Annotated in this window: 4 protein-coding genes; all 4 read right to left on the bottom strand. The window is 55.7% G+C overall.

Features of this window, described 5'->3' with window-relative positions; all coding sequences use genetic code 11:
- Positions 1-43 precede the first annotated feature (43 nt).
- From guaD to xdhA, 4 genes are read right to left on the bottom strand one after another with little or no spacing between them, the layout of a single operon-like run.
- Positions 44-1,363, bottom strand: coding sequence for a guanine deaminase (guaD, locus tag HVA01_RS03825; RefSeq protein ID WP_146873198.1), 1,320 nt, complete (start codon positions 1,361-1,363; stop codon positions 44-46).
- Position 1,364: 1 nt separating this feature from the next.
- Complete coding sequence (gene xdhC, locus HVA01_RS03820) at positions 1,365-2,240, bottom strand: xanthine dehydrogenase accessory protein XdhC (protein ID WP_146873197.1); 876 nt, start codon at positions 2,238-2,240, stop codon at positions 1,365-1,367.
- Entirely contained in the window at positions 2,237-4,660 is a 2,424-nt protein-coding gene (xdhB, locus tag HVA01_RS03815; protein ID WP_146873196.1) for a xanthine dehydrogenase molybdopterin binding subunit, read from the bottom strand. The genes xdhC and xdhB overlap by 4 nt, the downstream gene beginning before the upstream one ends.
- Positions 4,644-6,101, bottom strand: coding sequence for a xanthine dehydrogenase small subunit (gene xdhA, locus HVA01_RS03810; protein ID WP_146873195.1), 1,458 nt, complete (start codon positions 6,099-6,101; stop codon positions 4,644-4,646). The genes xdhB and xdhA overlap by 17 nt, the downstream gene beginning before the upstream one ends.
- Between the last annotated feature and the right edge of the window lie 151 nt (positions 6,102-6,252).

The raw sequence follows: 6,252 nt of genomic DNA, 5'->3' as shown, positions 1-6,252 counted from the left end.
AAAAGCTGCCCTCCCCCCGGTGTGCTTCAAGTAAGAGCCGCTTTCAGACTTCATCCCTACGATGCTGGCAGATGCCGCCTGCCCAAGTTTCATAAATGGCGCGGTCATCGGCCAGCATCATTAATGCAAATAACCGCTCACCAAGCGTAGTGCAATGACTGATACGTCGAGACAGCAGCGATGTTGCCTGTGTGTCAATCACCACAAAGTCAGCCTCAAGACTAGGAGCCAACTGACCGATATGGCTATCCAGCGAGAGAGCCTTTGCATTACCCAGGGTTAAACCATAAAACCCCTGCCAGGCGGTGAGCGGTTGGCCGCCCAATTGGCCCACCTGATAGGCTGCTTTAAGCGTGCCAAAGCCCGATAAGTCGGTGCCTGCACCTATATCGCTGGCAAAGGTAAATGCCATCCCGGTTTGTTTAGCGGCTTCACGGTCAAATAAACCGCTGCCAAGAAAGAGATTGGAACTGGGGCAAAAAGCGATATTGGCGCCTCGCTCCGCCAAGCGCTTGCGCATGCCATTATCGAGATGAATGCCGTGGGCAAAGGTGCTGCGGGGGCCAACTAAGCCCGCTTCCTCATAAACAGCCAAGTAGTCACGGCTACCGGGAAAGAGTTCGGCTACCCAGTCCAGCTCACCGCTGTTTTCTGCTAGATGCGTTTGTAGCCAAAGTGTTGGGTCATTACGTAGAAGGGCACCGGCAGCGTCCATTTGGGTTTTGGTTGACGTGGGCGCAAAGCGCGGCGTGACGCTGTAGCCCAGTCGCCCAGTACCGTGCCAATCCTCAATCAGCCGCTCGCTGTCGGCAATGCCCGAAGCGCCGTCCATCAGCGCCTCGGGCGCGTTACGATCCATCAATACCTTGCCCACCAGCATGCGTAATTGACGTTTTTGGCAGGCGGTGAAAAAGGCATCCACGGAGCCAGGGTGGCTAGAGCCAAATACTTGCGCCGTGGTGGTGCCCGCACGCAGCATTTCATCCAAAAAAGCGTTAGAGAGCGCTTCTGCGTGGGCATGATTAGCAAAGCGACACTCTTCAGGAAAGGTGTAGTCGTTTAGCCAGTCAAGTAGCTGACGCCCATAAGATGCCATGATATCCAACTGGACATAGTGCACATGGGTATCGATAAACCCCGGCATAATCAATTTGTCACGATAATCGAGAACTTCCGCACCCTTGGGTAACGAAGGTGACAGTTCGGCGAAATGACCAACGGCATGAATTTGCTGGCCCTTTAGCCACAGCAGACCGTCACCGTAGTGCTCTAAGCTATCCGGTTCGGGCATGTCGCCATCCCCAGGGTCGCGGGCAAAGCTGATCAATTCGGCACGAATAAACGTATTGGGAGAAAAATTCATATTAACTCGTGGTCGTCGAAGAGTCGGTCATTAACGTTTGCAATGCCTGGGGGGCAAGCCCGCGATTTTCTTGAGCAGAGGGCGTGTCCGTTAGCCAAAGCAGTTCAGCCACCACCGTTAGCGCAATCGCATAGGGCGTTTTATTATTGAGCTTAGTGGCGTGGATACGCCCAATGGGACTGCGTACGCGGGCAATTTTATCAACGGAGTAGCTTTCGCGTTTCAGCCGCCCTGCAAAACTTGCCCATTTGCTGTCAGAACCAATGAGTCCGATCGACGCTATATCATTGCGTTCAATCAGCGCTTTAATCAGCGCATAGTCTTCGTCATGGTTGTGCGTCAATACCAGTGCATGGGTGTTGGCAGGCAAGGCGGCGACACTTTGCTCAGCTGCGTGAAGCGAATAACAGTGAAGTCGCGGTTGTTGATGGTACTCCCCTGCAAAGGCATCGCTTCGGCTATCGTACCAGTGCAACTGCCAGGGAAGCGGAGCGCCTAGCTTGACGATCTCTTGACCGACGTGGCCTGCACCAAAGAGGGCGATGTGGTGCGTTGCGCCGGGAAAGGTTTCCAGGAGGATATTCACGAAGCCACCGCAGCACTGGCCGCTTCGTCCACCCAGAGAAAAGGCTTCTAAGCTGAGGCCATAGCGTTGTTCTGCTAAACAAGCCCGTGCGGCGGAAATGGTTTGCCATTCAAAGGTACCGCCTCCCAGCGTATCGAAGATGGCATCAATAGTGATCACCATGCGCGCACCGGGCTCGCGGGGGGTTGAGCCTGCGCTGGTCACCTGAGTGGCTAATACATGGGGGATGCCGTCGCGCTGCAAACGGTGCAGCGCCGCATGCCAGGTTTCCGGTGTTTGACGTTCGCTCACAGTGCTTTCTTCCTAATGGCATTGGCCGCCAGCATTACCCGCTCTGGCGTGGCCGGTGTGTCTAGGTGAGGTGACATGGCGTAATCGGTAAGGCTCGAAAGGGCATCACGCAGGGCCGACCAGACACAAATACCCAGCATAAGCGGGGGCTCGCCGACTGCTTTGGAGCGGTAGAGACTGGCCATGGAGTTGGGGTGGCCTTCCAATAGCGAGACATTGAAGATAGGCGGTAGATCGCCAAAGGTCGGGATTTTATAGGTCGCCGGGCCATCGCTAACCAGCACGCCTTTATCGTTCCACTTAAGCTCTTCGCTGGTCAACCAGCCCATCCCTTGAATAAAACCACCCTCTACTTGGCCAATATCAATGGCAGGATTTAGCGAGTCACCCACATCGTGCAAGATATCGACACGCTCTACCTGATACTCACCGCTTAGCGTATCCACGCTGACTTCCGCTACCGCCGCGCCAAACGCATAGTAATAAAAGGGGCGCCCTTGGCCGACCGAGCGATCATAGTGAATAAGTGGTGTGGCATAGAAGCCTTTTTCTGATAGTGAAATACGATTGAGATAGGCCGTTTGCACTAGCTCACCCCAGGGAACGCGGCGCTCGCTTTCGCCGAATCCGGCCACCAGTAAGCCGTCTTCAAGGCGCATGCCTTCGCGATCCAAGCCCTCTGAATAATGCTCGGCGGCAAAATCAAACAGGCGTTCGCGCAGCTTGCTGGCGGCATCGCGTGCTGCCATGCCGTTTAAGTCCGCACCGCTAGAAGCAGCGGTAGGGGATGTGTTGGGGACTTTATCGGTTCGTGTCGCGGTAATGCGCACTTTATCTAGATCCAGGCCCAACTCACGTGCCACTACCTGACATATTTTGGTATGCAGCCCTTGTCCCATCTCGGTACCGCCGTGATTAATCATTACGCTGCCGTCAGTGTAAACATGCAGCAGGGCACCCGCCTGATTAAGGTGCTTGGCGGTAAACGAGATGCCAAATTTGACCGGGGTCAGTGCCAGCCCTTTCTTAATAACAGGGCTGGTGGCGTTGAAATCACTGACCGCCTTGCGGCGAGCCCAGTAATCGCTGTCGCTTTCGAGGGTTTCAACCAGCGTGTGCAGCAGCTGTAACTGATCGACCTGCTGGCCATAGTGGGTGACGTCGCGACCCTCACGGTAGAAGTTGCGCTTACGCACGGTCAGCGGGTCTTCGCCAATCTGGCGGGCAATATCATCCATGGCTGCTTCAATAATCATCATACCTTGGGGGCCACCGAAGCCCCGGAATGCGGTATTGGAAGCCGTGTGGGTTTTGGCTCGATGCCCGACTACTTGAGCATCCCCCAGCGAGTAGGCATTGTCGGCATGAAACATCGCACGATCAACGATGGCGTCGGAAAGATCCGGCGAGTAGCCGCAGTCACCAATCACCGTAATCTCACCGCCCTGAATGATGCCCTGGGTATCAATGGCTAACCGATAGCGGTTATGGAAAGGGTGGCGTTTGCCCGTGGCATGCATATCGTCGCTACGCGGTAAGCGCAGCCGTACCGTCTTACCGGTGCGGCGGGCAATGATCGCGGCAATACACGCCCAGGGCGATGCCTGGGTCTCTTTGCCGCCAAAGCCACCGCCCATACGACGTACTTCAACGGTCACGGCATGAAAAGGAATATCGAGCACCTCCGCTACCAGCTTCTGGGTCTCGCTCGGGTGCTGGTTGGAAGTGTGGACAATGACGCCTTCATCCTCGGTGGGATGAACCACGCAGGCCTGGCCTTCCAGGTAAAAATGCTCTTGCCCGCCAACGAATAGCTCGCCCTCAATCAGCTGTGTCGCTTGATCAAGCGCCTTTTGCCAATCGCCACGGGTTTGTACGTGGGTCGGGCGCACAAACTCTTCGCGCTCCACCGAGACCACCGGATCTAAGCTGGCAGGCTGCTCATCAATGCTGATGGTGGCTAACTTGACGGCACGGCGAGCCAGCTGCAGCGACGTTGCCGCCACGGCAAAGAGGCACTGGCCTGCATAGCTGATCGCCTGCTCGACAAAGATGGGATCGCCTGGAAAAACCGGCCCGATATCGGTATGCCCCGGCACCTCATGAAAGGTAATCACATCGACCACCCCAGGCGCTTGTTTCACCTTGCTGAGATCAAGTTGCGTTAAGGTGCCGTGTGCTGTTGGCGATAGACCAAGCGCTACATGCAGCGCATCGGCCGGTGCGGCCAAGTCGTCGATATAAGCGGCCTTGCCGGTGACGTGTTTTTCGGCGCTCTCGTGAAAGCTGGGGCTACCCGCTTGGCGCTGGCCGTTACTGTCGACGGTATGACGTGCCAACGGGCCAGAGCCTTGAATGTGGTGGTGTAATTCACGGCGAGCCCGGCTGCTATCGCCGTCCAGTTTAGTGAGCGTACGCATGGAGCATCACCTCTTGGTTAGGCACTGAGAGCGAAAGGTAAAGGCGCTCTAGTAAGTTTGCCGCCGCTTGCTGACGATACGCTTGGCTGCCGCGTACATCATTCATGGGTTGGAAGTCATGGGCGAGTGCCTGCTGAGCAGCGCGAAACGCCGCTTTACTAACAGGCTGGCCTTCGAGCGCCGCTTCAACGTCGTAGGCGCGTTTTGGAATTGCCGCCATGCCCCCCAAGGCAAGCCGCACATCGTGCAACGTATTTTGCTCTAGGCGATAGCTAAAGGCACAGAGCAGGGCGGATATATCATCTTCGCGACGCTTGGAGAGTTTCCAAACACGCAGCTGGCGGCTTTCAGGCAGTCGTGGGATAAAGATACGCGAAACAACTTCGTCAGCGGCTAAAGCGGTCTTTTTATAATCCAGAAAGAAATCTTCAAGCGCTAAGTAACGCTTGCCGTTTACGCTGGCAAGCTCTACCTGGGCATCTAGGGCCAGTAGCACGGGAGGTGTATCACCGATAGGTGAAGCGTTGGCTATATTGCCGCCCAACGTGCCCCGGTTGCGTATCTGCTGAGAGCCTAAACGGTGCAGTAGATGAGCAAAGGCGGGAAAGTGAGCGTCAAAGAGTGGCTCAAGCTGGGTGTAAGTCACCCCGGCACCCACCCACCAGCCGGTTTGAGTTTCAAAGGTTGCTTCTTCAACCGTTAGTAGCTCGGCAACGCGAGAAACATCAATCAACTGATCAAGGTTTGCCAAGCGCTGAGTGCTCTCCAGCCAAAGGTCGGTGCCGCCCGCCACCAAGCGTGCCTGAGGCGCTGTTTGACGTAGCTGTGTTAATTCTTTCAGTGACGTTGGCTGAGCAAAAAAGGCAGTTGACCCCGCCAAATCAATTACCTGCGCATCGTTTTCTGTCGTTGGCAATGCCGCGTCATACCATTGTGGTCGCTGGTAGGGGATAGCTTGCATCTGCAGCGCGGCATCACGAATAGGCCGATAGCCCGTGCAGCGGCAGAGGTTGCCACCCAGGGTTGCTTCTAGGCGTTCAGGTGTCAGCGGAGCAGGGCGTTGGGTAAGGTCGTTATGCAATGTGAACAGCGACATAACGATACCCGGCGTGCAAAAGCCACACTGGCTGCCATGGCATTCGATCATGGCTTCCTGGGCAGGGTGCAAATGACCCTTTTCCGATAATCCTTCCACGGTGACCAAGTGCCTACCTTGAAGCTGGTGGGCGGGGGTAATACACGCATTGGCACTGTTAAACGCTTGGGTTCCAGCGGTTAACTCACCAATGGCCACGGTGCAGGCGCCACAGTCACCGGAAGCGCAGCCCTCCTTTGTGCCCGTTTGGGCCAAATGCTCACGCAATAAGGTTAAAATGCTCGTATCGGGTGCAACGTCACACCGTTGAGGGGCACCATTGAGCAGGAACGCAATCGTGGCCATGCCAAACTCCACTGTGATTCTATAGATCGGGATTGTATAGACCGGGATTGTGTTGACCGATCGGTCAGTATGGCTTGAGCTTGAGACAAAACGCCTCACCTTGCAAGTATTGGCTCGCTGCACAAGGGTGGGGCAAGCTTGTGTGCAATGT

Origin of the sequence: Halovibrio variabilis (assembly GCF_007991175.1) — a bacterium.
In the GTDB taxonomy this organism is placed as follows: domain Bacteria; phylum Pseudomonadota; class Gammaproteobacteria; order Pseudomonadales; family Halomonadaceae; genus Vreelandella; species Vreelandella variabilis.
The sequence above is the reverse complement of the archived record's forward strand: the minus strand, read 5'-3'. Positions and strand labels throughout refer to the sequence as shown.

Coding starts and splice junctions, on each gene's coding strand:
- guaD (WP_146873198.1), bottom strand. CDS start 1,363: ATGAATTTTTCTCCCAATACGTTTATTCGTGCCGAATTGATCAGCTTT.
- xdhB (WP_146873196.1), bottom strand. CDS start 4,660: ATGCGTACGCTCACTAAACTGGACGGCGATAGCAGCCGGGCTCGCCGT.
- xdhA (WP_146873195.1), bottom strand. CDS start 6,101: ATGGCCACGATTGCGTTCCTGCTCAATGGTGCCCCTCAACGGTGTGAC.